This is a genomic window from Treponema phagedenis, from assembly GCF_008153345.1.
Lineage (GTDB): Bacteria > Spirochaetota > Spirochaetia > Treponematales > Treponemataceae > Treponema > Treponema phagedenis.
On record NZ_CP042818.1, the window covers coordinates 2637214 to 2654811 of the forward strand.

At 40.2% G+C, this 17598-nt stretch carries 17 protein-coding genes and 1 pseudogene; all 18 read left to right on the forward strand.

All coding sequences use genetic code 11. The features are described 5' to 3' along the window. The first annotated feature begins 298 nt into the window (after nt 1-298). The 18 genes and pseudogenes from FUT79_RS15930 to FUT79_RS11665 all read left to right on the forward strand — a co-directional run bounded on the left by FUT79_RS15930 (nt 299) and on the right by FUT79_RS11665 (nt 17395). Nucleotides 299-1303 (forward strand): annotated as a pseudogene (locus FUT79_RS15930) (siderophore ABC transporter substrate-binding protein). 18 nt (nt 1304-1321) lie between these two features. Next, nucleotides 1322-2326 (forward strand): ABC transporter permease, encoded by a 1005-nt coding sequence (locus tag FUT79_RS11585; RefSeq protein ID WP_002698061.1) that lies wholly within the window; start codon nt 1322-1324, stop codon nt 2324-2326. Next, entirely contained in the window at nt 2323-3366 is a 1044-nt protein-coding gene (locus tag FUT79_RS11590) for an iron chelate uptake ABC transporter family permease subunit (protein WP_024752211.1), read from the forward strand. Before FUT79_RS11585 ends, FUT79_RS11590 begins: the two co-directional genes overlap by 4 nt. Then, the gene (locus FUT79_RS11595; protein ID WP_044634438.1) at nt 3363-4115 is read left to right on the forward strand and encodes an iron ABC transporter ATP-binding protein; all 753 of its coding nucleotides are present in this window, start codon (nt 3363-3365) and stop codon (nt 4113-4115) included. Before FUT79_RS11590 ends, FUT79_RS11595 begins: the two co-directional genes overlap by 4 nt. A gap of 764 nt (nt 4116-4879) precedes the next feature. Further along, nucleotides 4880-6118, forward strand: coding sequence for an OmpA family protein (locus FUT79_RS11600; protein WP_024752213.1), 1239 nt, complete (start codon nt 4880-4882; stop codon nt 6116-6118). An 858-nt stretch (nt 6119-6976) separates the two neighbouring features. Next, entirely contained in the window at nt 6977-7360 is a 384-nt protein-coding gene (locus tag FUT79_RS11605; protein WP_044634969.1) for a hypothetical protein, read from the forward strand. A gap of 132 nt (nt 7361-7492) precedes the next feature. Next, the gene (locus FUT79_RS11610; protein WP_044634970.1) at nt 7493-7879 is read left to right on the forward strand and encodes a hypothetical protein; all 387 of its coding nucleotides are present in this window, start codon (nt 7493-7495) and stop codon (nt 7877-7879) included. A 184-nt stretch (nt 7880-8063) separates the two neighbouring features. After that, nucleotides 8064-9080, forward strand: coding sequence for a YqaJ viral recombinase family nuclease (locus tag FUT79_RS11615; RefSeq protein ID WP_148879526.1), 1017 nt, complete (start codon nt 8064-8066; stop codon nt 9078-9080). 15 nt (nt 9081-9095) lie between these two features. Then, on the forward strand, nt 9096-10376 hold the full coding sequence (locus FUT79_RS11620) for an AAA family ATPase (protein WP_148889692.1): 1281 nt from the start codon (nt 9096-9098) through the stop codon (nt 10374-10376). Continuing rightward, nucleotides 10360-11298 carry a leucine-rich repeat domain-containing protein gene (locus FUT79_RS11625; protein WP_148889693.1) on the forward strand — a complete coding sequence of 313 codons (939 nt, stop codon included), beginning with the start codon at nt 10360-10362 and terminating at the stop codon, nt 11296-11298. The genes FUT79_RS11620 and FUT79_RS11625 overlap by 17 nt, the downstream gene beginning before the upstream one ends. 15 nt (nt 11299-11313) lie before the next feature. Continuing rightward, nucleotides 11314-11886 carry a 3'-5' exonuclease gene (locus tag FUT79_RS11630; RefSeq protein WP_024751742.1) on the forward strand — a complete coding sequence of 191 codons (573 nt, stop codon included), beginning with the start codon at nt 11314-11316 and terminating at the stop codon, nt 11884-11886. Between the two features lie 48 nt (nt 11887-11934). Continuing rightward, on the forward strand, nt 11935-12891 hold the full coding sequence (locus tag FUT79_RS11635) for a recombinase RecT (protein ID WP_148878748.1): 957 nt from the start codon (nt 11935-11937) through the stop codon (nt 12889-12891). Nucleotides 12892-12906: 15 nt separating this feature from the next. Next, nucleotides 12907-13710: a hypothetical protein gene (locus tag FUT79_RS11640; RefSeq protein WP_002696692.1), complete on the forward strand. Its 804-nt coding sequence runs from the start codon at nt 12907-12909 to the stop codon at nt 13708-13710. 139 nt (nt 13711-13849) lie between these two features. Then, complete coding sequence (locus FUT79_RS11645) at nt 13850-14641, forward strand: leucine-rich repeat domain-containing protein (RefSeq protein ID WP_244951091.1); 792 nt, start codon at nt 13850-13852, stop codon at nt 14639-14641. Between the two features lie 70 nt (nt 14642-14711). Beyond that, nucleotides 14712-15755: a hypothetical protein gene (locus tag FUT79_RS11650; protein WP_148889694.1), complete on the forward strand. Its 1044-nt coding sequence runs from the start codon at nt 14712-14714 to the stop codon at nt 15753-15755. A gap of 13 nt (nt 15756-15768) precedes the next feature. After that, the gene (locus FUT79_RS11655) at nt 15769-16548 is read left to right on the forward strand and encodes an ATP-binding protein (protein WP_024751636.1); all 780 of its coding nucleotides are present in this window, start codon (nt 15769-15771) and stop codon (nt 16546-16548) included. A 69-nt stretch (nt 16549-16617) separates the two neighbouring features. After that, complete coding sequence (locus FUT79_RS11660) at nt 16618-17016, forward strand: single-stranded DNA-binding protein (RefSeq protein WP_024751666.1); 399 nt, start codon at nt 16618-16620, stop codon at nt 17014-17016. Between the two features lie 19 nt (nt 17017-17035). After that, nucleotides 17036-17395, forward strand: coding sequence for a hypothetical protein (locus FUT79_RS11665; protein ID WP_148879533.1), 360 nt, complete (start codon nt 17036-17038; stop codon nt 17393-17395). Nucleotides 17396-17598 lie beyond the last annotated feature (203 nt).

Below are 17598 nucleotides of genomic sequence, written 5' to 3' on the forward strand. Positions count from 1 at the left end.
TTTTATAAAATTTTTTACGTTTTTGGTAAAATGTATTAAAAAAATTTAATCGAACTTATTAAAAAAACGCTGTACTACCCTAATAATAGACAAATTGATTATTCATTGTAAAGAGCAGTTTATAAAAGTCTTGAAAGTATGTTAGTATAGGCTGACTGATGTTTGCCAGATGATCTTAACCGTGTTGATAGCTGTTGCAATTTATGCACCGTTATAAACTAAGTTGTTTTTGCTCTGTCATTCATCAAAATAAAACCATCACTCGAAAATCATCGAGTATCCTATAGGAGGGATTTTTATGAAAAAAGGATTAGTCCTTACCATTACTTTATCACTTTTTATATTTGTTTTGGCCTTCGGCTGCTCCAAGAACAATGAATCTGCGGAAAAAACTTCTCAGCAAGATTCTACACCGGTTGCAGAGGTTGAGGTTAAGGATATCCACGGAACCGTAAAGGTTAAGGTAAAACCTGAAAAGGCTGTAGCGTTGGATAATAGAACGTTTGAAACGCTTGCCGATTGGGGTGTAAAGCTTGTCGCCGTACCGAAAGGTGTTATGCCGGCAGACAGTCCTTACGTAAAAGATGCATCAGTTAAAAATATCGGTAACCATCGCGAGCCTAATTTGGAAATAATTGCAGCTGCAAATCCCACCTTATTATTGTAGGGCAGCGTTTTGCAAGATATTATAAGCAGCTTAAGGAGTTAGTTCCTACTGCCGCCATTGTTGATTTCAGTTTTGATGTTTCGACTAAGGCTGAAAAGCCCGGAGATAACTTAATCAACGGATTAAAAGACGCCACAACAGCTCTTGGGCAAATTTTTGATAAAAACAATGAAGCAAAAAAATTAATTGCTGATTTTGATAAAACTATTGCCGATGTAAAAGCAGCTTATAAAAGTGAAGATACGGTTATGTCCGTTGTTGTTTCAGGCGGAGAAATCGGATTTTCCGCTCCTCGCAGGACGCGTATGGGGACCGATGTATGAAATCTTCGGATGGAAGCCTGCTCTTACAGTAAAGGATGCGTCCTCAGATCATAAAGGCGATGATATTTCCGTTGAAGCTATTGCACAAAGCAACCCGAAGTGGATTTTTGTTTTGGATAGAGATGCCGCAATTTCATCCGCAAAAAATGCAAAACCCGCAAAGGACGTTATTGAAAACTCCCAAGCACTTAAAAATATTAGTGCGGTAAAAGAAGGACGTGTTGTCTATGCACCGAATGACACATACACAAATGAATCAATTCAAACCTATATTGAGTTATTCGGTAACTTGGCAAAAACTCTTTCTAAATAAAGAATTTTAGAGCATAAGATGACTACACAACCAACCGTTGAGGCAGAAAAGCCTCAACGGTTTGACCGAAAACTATGGACTCCTGCTTTTTTTATCGCAGTTGTAGTGATAATTGCTTTGGGAGTAGCTTCTCTTTTTACCGGTGTCTACGATATACACGGACAAAAAGACGGCTGGCAAATGTTTTTTATTACACGTGTACCCAGAACAATTTCGCTCATGTTGACAGGAGCTGCGATGGCAATGTCCGGTATTGTAATGCAGCTTTTAACTCAAAACAAATTTGTTGAACCGACAACAACCGGCACCATCGAATGGGCAGGACTCGGACTCATCTTTGTTTATGTAACAATTCCGGGACCGACTTTAATGCAGCGAATGACAGGCGCAATAATTTTTTCGTTTGTCGGAACAATGATTTTCTTTTTGTTTTTGCGGAAGGTGCGTCTGCGCTCTTCGCTCATTGTGCCTATAATCGGCATTATGCTTGGAGCAGTTGTTTCGGCTCTGTCAACATTTATCGGTCTTGTTTTTTCCATGACTCAATCGTTGGAAGTATGGTTTGCCGGCTCCTTTGCTTCGGTGCAGCGGGGACGCTACGAGTACTTATGGATAATTATTGCAATTACCGTTGTTGTTTTTATTTTTGCCGATAGATTAACAGTTGCAGGTTTAGGTGAAGACATTGCGACAAACCTCGGATTAAATTATAACCGAATTATTTTATTCGGCACTGTTCTTATTTCTCTTGCAGTAGGAATAGTTGCCGCAGTTATCGGGCACCTGCCATTTCTGGGACTTGTAGTACCGAATATTGTATCAATGTTCCGCGGTGATGATCTACGTTCAAACCTTCCTTGGGTTTGCGTGTTGGGAATGGGAACTATCACCCTTTGCGATATTATTGCGCGCACAATTATTATGCCCTTTGAAGTACCCGTATCTCTTATTTTGGGAACAATAGGAGCTGCGGTTTTTATCGGTCTTTTACTGAAGCAGAGACGGAGGAAGATAAAAAGATGACGAATAATAATTTAACTCAAACATGTTTACATAATGGTAAGCGAAGTGCAAAAGCTTTTCGCTCCGCAAAAGAACAGCGGCATTATTTTTACATTTTATTCGCTTTTTTTGCCTTGGGCTTACTCGCATCTTATGGACTTTTAGTTTATAAAAATCCTGTACCCGTTAGCTCGCCGTCTTTTTTGCCGGTGGTAAAAAGGCGAATGATTGCGGTTACCGCAATGATAATTGCCGCAACTTGTCATGGGCTTTCTACAGTTGCCTTTCAAAGTGTAACAAACAATAGAATAATTACGCCTTCTCTTTTAGGCTTTGAAGCGCTTTATTCTGCAATCCATACAAGCACAATCTTTTTTTTCGGAATTACCGGCTTAATGCAGTTTACCGGAATATATGCTTTTATCATACAAATTGTGATTATGGTAGGTGTATGTCTTTTGCTTTACGGTTTTCTTTTATCCGGAAAATACGGAGACTTACAATTGATGCTTTTAGTCGGGGTTATTTTGGGAACAGGCTTGCGCTCTATTTCGGCATTTATGCGAAGACTGCTTGCTCCATCCGAATTTGATATTTTACAAGCAAGACTTTTCGGCTCGGTAAATAACGCGGATCCGGTTTATTTTCCTGTGGCAATCCCTTTAGTTTTAGTTACCTCTATTTTACTCTTGTTTTATTCAAAAAAATTAAACGCACTCTCCCTGGGAAGGGATGTTTGTACTAATCTCGGCATTCCCCATAAAAGATGTGTTATATACACTCTTATCTTAGTTTCGATACTTATGTCCGTTTCAACGGCACTGGTCGGACCTATTACGTTTTTGGGTTTTTTAGTTGCGGCATTGACATATCAAATTGCCCCAACATACGACCATCGCTATGTTTTTCCGATGGTTCTGGCAGTTTCGTATACAGTACTTACCGGTGCATATTTTTTAATGTATCATGTATTTAGTGCGCAGGGCGTAGTCTCGCTCATTATTGAACTGTTTGGCGGACTTGCATTTTTAATTGTGATATTGAGGAAGGGAAAATTATGATCGAAGTAAAAAATGCAAAAAAGAAATATTCTAAAGAGGTTCAAATCGGACCGCTTACAATTAATATACCGGAGGCGGGTATTACTTCGCTGGTGGGACCGAACGGTGCGGGAAAATCTACAATGCTGCTTATGATTGGCAGACTTTTGGGTCTTGATGAAGGGCAGATTTTAGTTGCGGGCTTGGACACGGTGAGCGCTAACTCGGAAGCCTTGGCAAAGGTTCTTGCCGTGCTGCGGCAGGAAAATCTTTTTGTAACCCGCCTTACTGTGCGCCAGTTGGTCGGCTTCGGGCGTTTCCCGTACACAAAGGGAAGACTCAATAAAGTAGATGAAAAGATTATCTCAAAATATATTGACTTTTTGGGATTGACAGATTTGGAAAACCGCTATCTTGACGAGCTTTCAGGCGGACAGCGTCAGCGCGCATACGTTGCCATGGTGCTCTGTCAAGACACGGATTATCTTTTGCTGGATGAGCCGCTCAATAATTTGGATGTTTCCCGGTCGGTGCAAATGCTTACCCATCTTCGCCATGCCGCAGACGAATTCGGCAAAACTATTGTTATGGTTTTGCATGATATTAACTTTGCTGCCCGCTATTCCGACAGAATATGCTGCATGAAAGAAGGCAGGATTGTTGAATTCGGCACGCCTGCGGAAGTTATGCAAGGCGAAAAACTAAGCAAAATCTTTGAAACTAAAATAGAGATTATACAAGGCCCATACGGACCGATTGCAATATATTAGTACAGCGTTTTTTGACATCTTCAATTAGTTTTTTTAATTCATTCAATATAAAAGAGTCCGACACGGCGCAACGGTGGGCAGTTTACCATAGGGCGAAGTTTTGAAAATTTACTGTAACTTCGCCAACGAGTTTTAAAGCTTCAATTTTACAGTTTTATGTTGATGCTTTAAAACATCGTTTGGAATTTAGCAACGGTGAGTAAGTTTACCATAGGAATGCCTGCACCGCGCTGACGCCAAGCAAACTCCCAAAGCATCGCACGCCAAAAACCATCCCCCGACAGTCTGCGCGCACAGCAGAATGTCTATCATTATAATGCTAGACTCTTTCTCTTTTTTTATGTGGAACCACGGGCGTCCGTGCCCGTTCTGATTTTTCCATCTGTGCGTAATTTACCATAGGAATGCTGAATCTCTAACTCGTTAGTACAATGCAGCAAATAATATAACAAAAACTTACTTACAAAACCGTTTTCTTAATAAAAGAGAAAGTTTGTCGATTTACAATTGATCGATAAAACTTTTATCGTTGTGAATATCTTCCGCAAACTTGTATAACCGAGCTTAAAATTTCTTCTTGACTTTTGCATCAAACGCATTAATCGATTCTTCTTTTTGTTTATTTTAAATTGCAGTTTTTTATTTTCTCTTGCCTGCTTTTATTTACACTTGATTCATTCTTTACCGATATGAAAAAAGCAGCTATAATCTAAACGGAAAAGACAGGTTTTATTTGTTTGAATTATTATTTTAAAGGATTTTTTATGCGGATATGTTTTAAAAAAATTTTAGCAGTGCTTCTGCTGGTTCTTAACACCGCAGTTATGCAGGCGGAAATATTCAGGTTCAAATTTAAAGACGGAGAGTCTTACCGGATTAATTCTTTGGTAATCGAGGATGTATTTGTAAACAATTTTTTTAGCCACACTGCGGAAATTACCAATAGAATAACCGTTGATATTTCCGATGTAAAACCGGAAAGCGCGGAAAATCGTCTTTCCGCCTTACACACCTGTACTTTTATGACTTCAGAGCGGAACTTACATAAAACTTTCCGCTGGGGCAGAAACTACGAAAGCGTTTTCAGAAGGGACGACCTCGGCGTATATACGATTGAGCCCAAATATTTTATGCCGGTGGTACGAAACGTGCCGGTTTTTCCAGAAAAAGACTTAAAACCCGGCGACACTTGGGAATTTGAAGGAGAAGAAGCGCACGACCTGCGGGACGGATTTGATATTCAAACTCCTTTTCGGGTGCCTTTTACCGTAGCATATACTTATAAAGGAGAAATTGAAAAAGGCGGAAAAAAATATCATCATATTATTGCGGAATACAATTTACTGTATAATGTTCCGCCGCAGCTTATTGCAAAAAATCAGCATAAACTTCCCACCCTCTATCCGGTACGCACAATCGGCTATTCAAAGCAGGATTTATACTGGGACAATGAGGCGGGCAACCTGCCAAAATATACTGAAACCTTCAAAATTCAGCTCATGCTCAATTCGGGGCGAACGCTGACTTATGAAGGCACCGCTTCAGCTGAAATTACCGAAACAAAAAAACTGGACAAGGCAGCAGTTGCCGAAGATTTAACTCAAAAAATAGAAGAGCTCGGCATCGAAAATACCACTATCAGCCAAACAGACGAAGGAATTACCATCAGCATTGAAAACATTCAGTTTGAGGCCGATTCTGCGCGGCTTTTGTCTTCCGAAAAAGAAAAGCTGCAAAAAATCGGACGCTTATTGCAGGACTTTCCCGATAAAGAGCTGCTTATTTCCGGACATACCGCCCTGCGCGGCACCGCTGCGGAACGCCAAAAACTTTCAGAAGAACGGGCGGACTCCGTTGCGCGCTATCTTGAAGAAATAGGCATTCGCGATACGCAACACCTTTACACCCGCGGTTTTGGAGCTCGTCGTCCCCTTGCCCCCAACACCAACGAAGAAAACCGGGCAAGAAACCGCCGTGTTGAAATAACCATTTTGGAAAAATAAAATCCACCTCCTTTTTGGACCTATTTTTTGCATAAGCATTATAAACCGCACCCACTTACGCAAGAAAAATACAAACGTAGATTTGACGGCACTACTACAGCGTTTTTTTAATAACTCGATCCGTTTTTTTTAATACGAACTATAAAAAATTTTGTAAAAAAGAGCCCGGGTTAGTTTTTGACATCCGTGTCAAAAACTAACCCATCTGCGTGGAACCACCGCACGGTATAATTTTGCCGTCCATGGCAAAAACTAAACCACGAGTTTTAAGAGCACTTGGAAAAAATTTGTGCTTTTAAAACATCGCTGCTGCGTGGAACCACCGCACGGCATAATTTTGCCGTCCGTGGCAAAAACTTAACCTGCTAATCTTGACCCTAAAACAGGAAAACACTCTAAGTTGTTGTAAATCAATAACTTACCACTTCTTTTACAAAAAATCAAAATGAAAATCTATACTGTAGTAATTTTTGTAACAAAAATGAACTGCAGAACATGCAGATAAGTCGTTTGAACTCTGTTTCGGCGAGGCAATTCGGTTATCTGTTCAATAAGTCAAGGCATCGTAAAAGATAGTTTAGCATAAACTCATCTTTTAGGTTGCTTTGTGCAATCTAAGCACAACGAAATATCGGCTAGGGATGAGTCGTTGTGCTGCTATTTGAGGAAAGACGAAATAATTTTTCGGGTCAATTATTTCGTCTTTTCATAGACGAATCCTTTTAAGCACGTGAGACGACCCGATTTTAGTCTTGCGTGCTTTTTTTTATCGGTTTTGGAAAAATTGAAGTCGGAAGATGAGCTAATGCATTTTAAAGATTGCATTGAGGCAAGTTTAATGTAGGAGAAGTATGAAAAATGAATATTGAGGAAATTAAAAAATTATCTTTAAACAGAAGGAAGACAATAGCGAAAAGCGAAAAGACGCCACAAAATATTTTATTGTCTCTTGCCGCAAGCGATCCTCATCGTTATGTACGGGGTGCGGTTGCAGAAAACATAAACGTAACAGCAGATATTTTAGAAATCTTATTAGAGGATGATGACCTATATGTACGGAATAAAGCACGTGAGCGGCTGGGACTTTTTAAGCTCCGTTTATCAGAAGAGCGAGAAAAAACGATTGAGGAAAAAGCGGAAGATATAGAAGATGAATGCGACTGCTTGGCTGATTTTGAAGCAAGAAAAAAAGAACAAGAAAGATGGGCAAAGGGAGCGGAAATATGTATTCCTTTCAAGTAACGAAAGATGGATTTGAATTAACAGACAGAAGTACAGGGCTAATTGTTAAAACGGGAACTTTCAAAGAATGTTGCAGATACATCATCGAAAGTGAAAATAAAAAATCTATAAACCACAAGAAGGAGTAAAAAGATGAGCGAACCTATTACCAAAGTATCCGAAACAATCAGCTTTGAAGATGATTGCACTTTTGGGAATGTTGAAACAAAGCTTTCTAATGGCTGGACTGTTACGCAAAAATTTAGCTGGAGCTTTGATAGTTATTATGAACCTGAAATTGACTATCAATGCGAAGACGTCGGGGATTTATCCATTTTTGACAAAAACATGGAGCCTTATTCTAACGAGCTGACCAGCGAGGAAGAAAAAGCGCTTGCGCGGTTATGTATAAAAGACGCTGATGAATTGACAGACGCCGTATATCAACAAACGGACTGGAAATCACTAGCGGAAGAAGTGCGGGAATACAACAAAAACCCTTATTCATACTATGGAGTAACTCCACTTGATTTTATTTAAAAGGTAAAACGGATGACAAAAGAGCAAGTAATTAAAAGTATGACATTTTTTAGGCACGATAAGTACATGTATATCTTTTGGCGGAATGTATATAACCGTCAATATAGCAACGTATCCGGAAGCAATAAATGCTCCGGCGCATGTGAAAATTGCAAATGCAAAAACAAGAAACAAGGAGTAACAAATGGAAAACTTAGTTAAACAACTTTTAGGGAAAGACACAAACTATGTGTTTACGAAGAGCATGGCAAAGGATGAGTGGCGCAACGCACGCCGCTCAAGTATCGGCGGCAGTGATGCCGGTGCAATCATGGGACTTAACAAATGGGCAAGTCCATTGACGGTATACCTTGATAAAAAAGGCTTACACTCATTTGAAGGGAACATGTTCACCGAACGCGGATCATGGCTTGAAGACCCGATCCGCCAGCGATGTAGAGAAGAGTTCGGCGTACTCATCGAAGAAGTGCCGTACATGTTTTACAGCGGCGAACAAAAATTCATGAGTGCAAATATTGACGGACTCATCTATGTTCAAGAGCCGAAAACAATTTCCGGCATTGAAGTATCAGGTCTTGGCGGCCATGAGATTAAAACATCTCAGCGTGGAGACGGCTTTGGAGAAAATGAAATCCCCGATAGCTACTTTGCGCAAGTGCAGCACTACATGTCCGTGCTCAATCTTGATTGGTTTGTTTTGTCGGCGTACATCATTGATAAAAATGAATTAAGACATTATGCCATTAATAGAGATGAAGCGTTTATTACTCGCCTTGTGAAAGCAGAGAAAACTTTTTGGGAAGACTTTATTGAAGAAAACATAATGCCTGCTCCTTCCGGAGTGGATGCCGAAGATGAAGCTATCGCAAAAATGTTTGAGGGTGCAGAAAACACACTCATCCTTGATGGTGAAGCTGAAAGCATGTCGGCAGAATATCTTTTAATTAATGCACAGATAAAAGAGCTTGAAGAAAAAAAATCAAAGCTTTCATCATCTCTCAAATTAAAGATCATCGAACAACAAACCAACAGCGAAGAGAAAAAAGCAAAAGCTGTTGCCGGTAAGTACAACCTCTCATTTTCAAAATCAATACGAAGAACAGTTGACTCGGAAAAATTAAAAAAAGACGGATTGTATGAGCAGTATTTGAAAGAGAGCGAAGTTGCAATGCTGCGCATTACGGAACCAAAAGCAAAATAAAGTAAGGAGCATTTTATGTTATTGAAAAATATTGAAATTAGAAACGTGCGAAAAATCAAACAAGCCGAGATTGAATTTCACGGTGCCGGTGTACAGGTAATTCAAGGACTTAACAAGTCAGGCAAAACAACAATTGCGCAATCAATTGCATTAACGCTTGGCGGCAGTAAAGATTTTGTGCCGGGAATGATAAGTGCAGGAGAAGAACAAGCGGAAATTATCGCGTATACAGACGATGAATTAAAAATCCGCACACTCATCGGCGAGAAAGTAACGCAAGATGTTTCGCAGCTTGATGAGCTAACAGGTCGCTATGCAAAAGTTTCAGGCGGCGTGCGCGCTTTTCTTGATTCAATTCGCTCAGGTCTTGAAATGCCGTTTGCAATTAAAGATTGGACAGACGAATCAATTATCGAGCTTTTAAAAGAGAGAACAGGGACAAGCGAAAAAATTGCATTGATTGATGAAGAATTAAAAAGACTTGAAGAGGCACGAACACAAACAGGACGGGATAAAAAACGGCTTGGCACGCCTACTCCTGTTCCGAAAGTAGAACATGCAAAACCGATTGATGAACTGCAGGCGGAAAAAGAAAAAGCGCAAAACTTTTTATCAACTCTTAAAAATGCCTTTTCTAACATCAATCAGGAAATGCACACGCTAAATATTGAATCGGAAAGCGATATTGATGCTGCAATTCAGCGGCTTGAACTTGCAAAAGAGAATTTGCATAAATGGCTTTCAAAAAATCATAAGCAATATTCAAAAGAGGATATCGCCGAAATTGACGCTGCAATTCTTGAGTGGAATAAAAATGAAACAGCTGCAAACGCATACGATGCCTACATTGCCGCTTGCGATGAAATTAAAAAGCTTGAAGATGAATATAACGGACTGACAAAAAAAATCGAAGCAAAGCGGCAAGAGCGAAAAGACACACTTGCAAGTATGGACTTAGGTGTGTCCGGATTGGAAATAAACGAAGACAATCAGCTTGTTCATAATGGTGCAATTCGCGGAATTACAAAAACGAACACAATCGGCAACTGGTCGACAGCGCAAAGCATACAAGTATTTTTTTCTCTTGGTGTACGGTTTTCCGGCGAAATGAAAGTGATGGTTGTTGATAACGCTGAAAGTCTTGACGAAGCGCACACTGCAATTATCTCAGAGTGGGCTGAAAAATCGGGCTTCCTTGTAATCATGCTCAAAGTTGGCGATGTTCCGGAAGAATTAGAAGAGGGAATCATCTATTTGAAAAACGGAGAGGTTGTAGCAAATGAGTACAGAATTTAACAATGAAATAAAAATGCGAACAACCGCAATCTGGGTTGGGTTCAGGGTTACAACAAAAGATGGCAGCCCGTGTGAAGTATGGAACGGTGGTAAGAAAATAGCGGAGCTGCAAAGCGACAACTGGGAAAACATTGCTGTCCCGAATAACGCAGAAGAGATAATCATTAAGGGGTATGACATACAAGAGTTGTACTGTTGTGGTAGTCAACTCACCGCATTAGATATAAGCGGCTTAACAAGTTTGAAAGAGCTGTACTGCAACAACAATCAGCTAACCACATTGAACGTAAGCGGCTTAACAAGTTTGCAATGGCTGGACTGCTCCGACAATCAGCTAACCGAGTTAGACGTAAACGGTTGTACAAGCCTGCGACTGCTGGACTGCTACGACAATCAGCTAACCGAGTTAGACGTAAGCGGTTTAGTGAATTTAGAAGATATTGACTGTTCCGAGAATGACCTAACCGAATTAAATGTAAGGAATTGTAGGGCTTTACAAAGACTGAACTGCTCTTTCAACCGACTAACTGAATTAGATGTAAGCGGCTTAACAAGCTTGCAGTATCTGAAATGCTACGGCAATCAACTTACCACATTAAATTTAAGTGGTTGTGCGAGTTTGGAGGAGCTGGAATGCTACCGCAATCGACTGACCGAATTAGATATAAGCGGATGTACGAGTTTGCAATGGCTGTACTGCTACAACAACAAACTAAGTGCCGAAGCATTCAAAAAACTTTTTGAAGATTTACCTGAAAATAAAGGTGTGTATTGCGAAGCGGTTTTATACGCAGATTTAGAAGAAGAGAACAACTACCATTATTTTACGCACCCGACTGAATTAGCAGCTGCTTTTAAAGCAGCAGAAGGTAAAGGCTGGCGGTTCTATAAAGATTTTGCAACATCTGAAAACAGATTATAAAAAAGGAGTAACAATATGAACACGATTTGGTGCGATACGGAAACAACCGGATTAGAGCCTGAGAATTCGGGAGCCTTTGAAATTGCATTTATTTTTGCGGGCAAGGGAAAGGTAACTTGCGAGCGTCTATTTAAATTGAATCCGTTAAATGAAACTATTCTTTATCACGAAGAAGCTGCAAAAACACACGGTGTAAGTGAAGAAGAAATCAGGTCTTTCCCGCCTGCCGAAGAAATAGTGCCGAATATTGCGAATTTTTTTCAACAAGCAATTCACGTATTCGGAGACGGAGAGAAGCTCACCTTTGCTGGGTATAACTGTAATTTTGACTATCGGCATTTAGAAGCATTGTTTAATCGCTGCGGGCTTACACTTGCCGATTATTTTTCCAAACAGTTTGACGCATTGAAGTTTGTAAAAAAAGCAACAAGACAAAAAGCTATTCCGCGTCTTGAGAATTTAAAACTCGGAACGGTTTGTAAATCTCTTGGGGTTAATCTTGAAAATGCTCACACGGCGTTGGCAGACATTCAAGCGACACAGGCTCTTTGTATCGAGCTTTTTAAGCGCGGTGTAAAAGTAGAATAAGAAAAGCACATTTGTGCTTTAACAAAAACAGAACTGAAGGAGTAATGTATGAACGTAAACAACACAAACAAAAATCAAGTTACCGCTAAAACAAAAGGCGGCGACTTGCGGTCGATGATTATGGCAAACATGGATATGTTTAAGATGGCATTGCCGAAGGCGATAACGCCTGAACGAATGACTCGTATTGCAATGACAGCGGTTACACGGAACCCGAAGCTTGCTCTTTGTAATCAAAATTCTTTTTTTGGAGCTCTTTTAACGGCAGCTCAATTAGGATTAGAAGTAAACACGCCGCTCGGGCAAGCGTATCTTTTGCCTTATGATAGTAAAAATGGATTGCAATGTCAGTTTCAACTCGGTTATCAGGGCATGCTTGAACTTGCCTACCGCAGCGGACAATTCAAACGCATTAAAGCGGTAGTAGTCCACGAAGGAGATGAGTTCACCTACTCATATGGCTTAAATGCAATTCTTGAGCACACGCCAAGCGGCAACGGAAATCCTACCCACGTATATGCTTTATACGAACTTACTAACGGCGGTGTTGATTTTGAGGTTTGGACTTGGGAAAAAGTTATGCAGCATGGAATGACTTTTTCAAAAAGTTTTGAAAACGGACCGTGGCAAACTGCCCCTGAAGAGATGGCAAAGAAAACCGTTTTAAAAGCTCTTTTAAAATATGCACCAAAGGCGGTAGAACTTGCGGAAGCGGCAAATCTTGATGAAGGCATCATCGATAAAAAACTTGTGCGTAATGACGGAATAGCAGAAATTGTAACAAATATTGAATATACGGAACCGGTGCAACAACAAACAGCGGTACAATATGCAGAACAGGATCCGGTAAACGCGAATGGAAAAACGCGCAGTTCCGAAAGACAAAAATCCGGAGCTGCTGCACAGATGAGCAAAGAACAACAAATGGAAGATGAGCAAGCAATTGAAAAGTTTGAGCTGCAGCAAAATGCGATTTTTGACATTGCTCCTGAATTCCCCATGTGATGAGGTAAAAGTCAGATGAAGGTTACAGGGCAGTACTTAGCGCGTAAAGTTTATTCAAACAATGTTCATTTTGTCATGCTCAAAATCGATGATAAAAAACAAGCTGACTTACTGGACACGCTATTCAAACGAAAAGCGGAACGAGACGCAAGAGCTGGACACGAATCCCTCTTGAATGTTTCGTTTAATTTGCAATATCGAGAAAAGTCTTATAAACAATTGCGCACGGTTTTTGCCCTTGTAACTGCAATCTTTATTTCGATGGATGGGCGGCTTCCGACTGAGGAAGAAAAATACGCATTGTATTTGGATTTGCTTGATGTGTATGCACTTAAAACGCCGAGCAAAATAAAACCTGATACTCTGCGAACAATTCATCTATCTGAATCAAACACCTTTGAAGCCGCTCATTTTATTAACGGACTTATGCTGCACCTTGCAACCGAATGCGATTTAGATTTGGATTTGCAATCCGATGTAAAAAATCTTTTATGGGAATGGGAACTGCACAGAGGCGGTGAAGAAAAAGACCCGCTTGATTATTACGATACGGAATGCACGCAACTTATTTCTGAGGCGGACTGGCGGGAACTTCATCAGTACAGTGAAGCAAGCGGACTGCATGAGGCAATTCATCTTCATCATATCGTAACGCGTGGAGCGAATGCGGCGGCAATCGATAAAGCGTGGAATTGGTGCGCCTTAACTTCTGACGAACATGAGCAGCTGCATCATTACGGCGAAAAAGCATTTTTAAAAAAATACCCGCACCTTGAAGGCAAGTTTAAACGAGCCCACAGAATGGCGGGAAAACTATAACCGATGAGGAGGTTTATATGGATAAGGTAACATTAGAAACCTTAAACAGCGGAGCAGTTATCGACCTTTTCAATGTTGAGCTTGAAAAAGTTTTAAAAAACATGGAATTATAGAAAAAACCTGACAGGGGGAAAAACAAATGGATAAAATACGAATGAGAACAAATGCGGGAAGCATTAAGCTGCGTGTTACAACAAAAGATGGCAGCCCGTGTGAACTGTGGAACGGTGGTAAGAAAATAGCGGAGCTGCAAAGCGACAACTGGGAAAACATTGCTGTCCAGAATAACGCAGAAGAGATAATCATTAAGGGGTATGACATACAAGAGCTGGGCTGCGACAACAATCAGCTAACCGCATTAAACGCAAGCGGTTGTACAAGATTGCAAGAGTTGTACTGCAACAACAATCAGCTAACCACATTAAACGTAAACGGTTGTACAAGCCTGCAATGGCTGGACTGCTACGACAATCGACTGACCGCATTAAACGTAAGTGTCTTGACAAGCCTGCAACATCTGGACTGCTCTTTCAACCAGCTTACCGCATTAGATGTAAGCGGTTTAGTGAATTTAGAAGATATTGACTGTTGCGAGAATGGCCTAACCGAATTAAATGTAAGGAATTGTAGGGCTTTGCAAAGACTGAACTGCTCTTTCAACCGACTTGCTGCATTAGACGCAAGCGGTTGTACAAGCCTGCAAAAGCTGTACTGCAACAACAATAAACTAAGTGCCGAAGTTTTCAAAAAGATTTTTGAAGATTTGCCTGAACGCAAAGAGAAATGCGGAAGGGTATTGTTATATAAAGACGGCGATAGCAACTACAAGGATTTTACGCAGCCTCCCGAACTTGCAGCCGCCTTTAAAGCTGCAAAAGCGAAGGGTTGGAGATTATATAAAATTAATAATGATGATTTGATGGAATTATAGAAAAAACCTGACAGGGAGGAAAACAAATGGATGGAATAAAAAGAGAACAACCGCAAAAAAGGGGTAACATATGAAATCAAATTTTAAAAGCTGTATTTTTTCAGAAACAACCAAAAAACAAATTGATGCAATGACGGATATCAACATGAAATTACGCTTTTATGAAGCAGTTACTAATTACGGAATTTACGGTATAGATCCGGATTTTGAAGGGATTGATTTACTTATTTGGATTCCAATGAAGGATATCATCGATAACGCAACAAACAAACGAGGAGCTCCTGTAGGAAATGCTAATGCCAAAAAAGCTAATAATAAAACTAGCGATAGCGATACAGAACAAGAAAAACAAATAAAATATAATGAAACAAAAAAACTGCCTAAAAATATAGAAAGCAATTCAGAGCAGAAAAAACAAATGGATTTAATTGAAAACAAAGAAAACAATTCAAAACAAGAAAAACAAATAAAACAATTGAATTCAATAAAAACAAATAAAACAATTCGCCCTAATGATAATGATAATGTTAATGTTAATGTTAATGATAATGTTAATGATAATGTGAATCATCCTCCTCCTGAAGATACAGCAGGACAAGATATATATACATGTTCTGACAAACAGGAGGATGAGGAGGTTTTCTCTGACTTTTCAGAAAACGAAAATTTAACCCAGCTTGCAAAAGACATATACGGGGTTTTTGTTGAGGCGGGAATAAACAAACCAAATACCTTTTTGCTCTTCTTGCAGCGAGACTTTCAGCTTGGACTTGATAAATTACGGGAGCAGGCAATTCCTGTTACCCCTGACATTCTTGCGGCATGCAAAAACTACGCAAAGGTTTTGGCGTTAAAAAAACAACAAGCAACCTGGTGGAACTTTACCGGCGGGTTTGACGGTTTTTGCGGGAAAAACATAATCCTTAAGTTTTTGCCAGAGCGATTTACTCTCACGCAGTTTGAAAAAAATAACCGCTCCCCGCAGGCGGAGAAGGATTATTCAAAACAGGATTTTTCGCAAAGCAGCATTGATGAGTTTTTCGGTAAGCCACAACCGCCGCCACAGGTGGTGAGTGCTGACGTCGGCGATGAACTAGAGGGCGTTATGTTTTAGGGGGTAAAAGACTATGAGAGTTTTAAAACAAGGGAAATGGCAACAGGTAAATATTACGCAATCTTTTTTGCCGGACTATTTGCGGCAATCAAAAGCTTTATGTAAAACACACGGTGAATACAAATGCCTCATTGACACAAGAACAAACGAAGCATCCCCTTGCCCTCTTTGTGAACAGGATCGAGAGCGGGCGGAACTCGAAACGCAAAAAGAGCTTGAGCAGTTTGAAGCACGCTTAAAAAAAATAGACGGGCTGCCCAAGCGGTACCGCAATGCCGGCTTTAAAAATTTTGTCGTTGACGAAAAAAACAAAACCGCACGGGATAGCGTTTTGTCGTTTGCGAAAAATCCGAATAACAAATGGCTTTTGCTGCTCGGCAAAAACGGCACCGGTAAAACTCATCTCGCGCATGCTGTGCTAAAACTAACGGGCGGCATCTTCCGAGATTTTGACGACGTCTCAACCGACTTACTGGACGCACAAGCGGGATACGGCGCAGGCTTAAACAAAACGCTTGATAAATACGCTAATGCGCCCATGTTGGTGATTGACGAAATTGACAAGGTGAAAAACACCGAAGGGCGCATAACTTGGCTTAATACAATCTTGCGCCGCCGTTACAACGAAATGCTGCCGGTTGTGCTTGTTGGAAACATTGACCTTGAACGTCTATGTCAAATTATAGACTTGCACGGAGGAGAGGCAATGCGGGACAGAATTAAGGAGTTGGGTATAGTTGTCAATTTTAATTTTGAAAGTTATAGACCCGTTTTAAGAAATGAGAAGGAGTGAAGAAAGATGGACAAAGACCTGGAAATACGAAGGCTATAAACAACCATAAAAATATAAGGAGTTTTATTTATGACAGACTTAAACAAAGTAATGTTAGTTGGGCGGCTTGTCCGAGACATTGAGCTACGCTATACGGCTTCAGGAACAGCCGTAGGGAATATCAGTCTTGCGGTTAATCAAAGCCGCAAGGTTGGCAATGAGTGGCAAAACGAAGTAAGCTTTTTTGATTGCCGGTTATGGGGTAAAACGGCAGAAAGCCTTCAGCAGTATTTAACGAAGGGCAAACAGATTGCAATTGAAGGCTCACTGAAACAAGAGCGATGGGAAAAGGACGGGAAGACACAAAGCCGCGTAATCATTGATGTTCAGTTTGTGCAGCTATTGGGCGGGAATGAGAGAGCGAGCGGAAACTCGGGCGGGGTGTTAGGTAATTACAATGCGGCGGATGAAGAGGCTATACCGTTTTAGTTTTTAACAAATAGGAGGAATGAAAATGGATTTAACAAAAAAGATTAATGATTTAATCAAGGCAAAAGATGAACATGGACTGGATGCGCTTATCAATAAACATGGCGGGCATATTTTTAAAGCAGAGTGTCTTACTGCAGTAGATCTTGTTGGAATAAAGGGAGAGTGTTTTTACAGCGATTCTTTTGAAGAAGCTTTGAAAAAAACAAAGGATTATTTAAGGCCTTTGCAACAAAAAGAAGCCAGTCTTTTAATATCTCTTGAATTAATAACCAAGATTTTTGGTGGAGGCTTAGAATACTGCTGCTATTTACATTTCATCCGCTTGCAATTATTTTTAATTTGTCTATACTATAAAAAGTATTATTTAAATTCTTGAGAGTAACCTAGCCGTGCCCTCAATGAACATTCTTAAGCGTCTTGTCTTTTTTTAATAAGGACAAGGTTTGTTCATTTTTGGGGAAGTATGCTGGGGGAGAAACAAGAACACTGTTCAAATTTACAACACGCCAAAAACGCCAAATGCGAATCTGAAATCCACGACTTTATTGACTCCCTTTGTAAAGAGAGCTTTTACGGGGA

What these genes read in the sequence shown, in the direction of transcription:
- FUT79_RS11585 (WP_002698061.1), top strand. Translation starts at nt 1,322, where the DNA reads ATGACTACACAACCAACCGTTGAGGCAGAAAAGCCTCAACGGTTTGAC.
- FUT79_RS11590 (WP_024752211.1), top strand. Translation starts at nt 2,323, where the DNA reads ATGACGAATAATAATTTAACTCAAACATGTTTACATAATGGTAAGCGA.
- FUT79_RS11595 (WP_044634438.1), top strand. Translation starts at nt 3,363, where the DNA reads ATGATCGAAGTAAAAAATGCAAAAAAGAAATATTCTAAAGAGGTTCAA.
- FUT79_RS11600 (WP_024752213.1), top strand. Translation starts at nt 4,880, where the DNA reads ATGCGGATATGTTTTAAAAAAATTTTAGCAGTGCTTCTGCTGGTTCTT.
- FUT79_RS11605 (WP_044634969.1), top strand. Translation starts at nt 6,977, where the DNA reads ATGAATATTGAGGAAATTAAAAAATTATCTTTAAACAGAAGGAAGACA.
- FUT79_RS11610 (WP_044634970.1), top strand. Translation starts at nt 7,493, where the DNA reads ATGAGCGAACCTATTACCAAAGTATCCGAAACAATCAGCTTTGAAGAT.
- FUT79_RS11615 (WP_148879526.1), top strand. Translation starts at nt 8,064, where the DNA reads ATGGAAAACTTAGTTAAACAACTTTTAGGGAAAGACACAAACTATGTG.
- FUT79_RS11620 (WP_148889692.1), top strand. Translation starts at nt 9,096, where the DNA reads ATGTTATTGAAAAATATTGAAATTAGAAACGTGCGAAAAATCAAACAA.
- FUT79_RS11625 (WP_148889693.1), top strand. Translation starts at nt 10,360, where the DNA reads ATGAGTACAGAATTTAACAATGAAATAAAAATGCGAACAACCGCAATC.
- FUT79_RS11630 (WP_024751742.1), top strand. Translation starts at nt 11,314, where the DNA reads ATGAACACGATTTGGTGCGATACGGAAACAACCGGATTAGAGCCTGAG.
- FUT79_RS11635 (WP_148878748.1), top strand. Translation starts at nt 11,935, where the DNA reads ATGAACGTAAACAACACAAACAAAAATCAAGTTACCGCTAAAACAAAA.
- FUT79_RS11640 (WP_002696692.1), top strand. Translation starts at nt 12,907, where the DNA reads ATGAAGGTTACAGGGCAGTACTTAGCGCGTAAAGTTTATTCAAACAAT.
- FUT79_RS11645 (WP_244951091.1), top strand. Translation starts at nt 13,850, where the DNA reads ATGGATAAAATACGAATGAGAACAAATGCGGGAAGCATTAAGCTGCGT.
- FUT79_RS11650 (WP_148889694.1), top strand. Translation starts at nt 14,712, where the DNA reads ATGAAATCAAATTTTAAAAGCTGTATTTTTTCAGAAACAACCAAAAAA.
- FUT79_RS11655 (WP_024751636.1), top strand. Translation starts at nt 15,769, where the DNA reads ATGAGAGTTTTAAAACAAGGGAAATGGCAACAGGTAAATATTACGCAA.
- FUT79_RS11660 (WP_024751666.1), top strand. Translation starts at nt 16,618, where the DNA reads ATGACAGACTTAAACAAAGTAATGTTAGTTGGGCGGCTTGTCCGAGAC.
- FUT79_RS11665 (WP_148879533.1), top strand. Translation starts at nt 17,036, where the DNA reads ATGAAAATGGATTTAACAAAAAAGATTAATGATTTAATCAAGGCAAAA.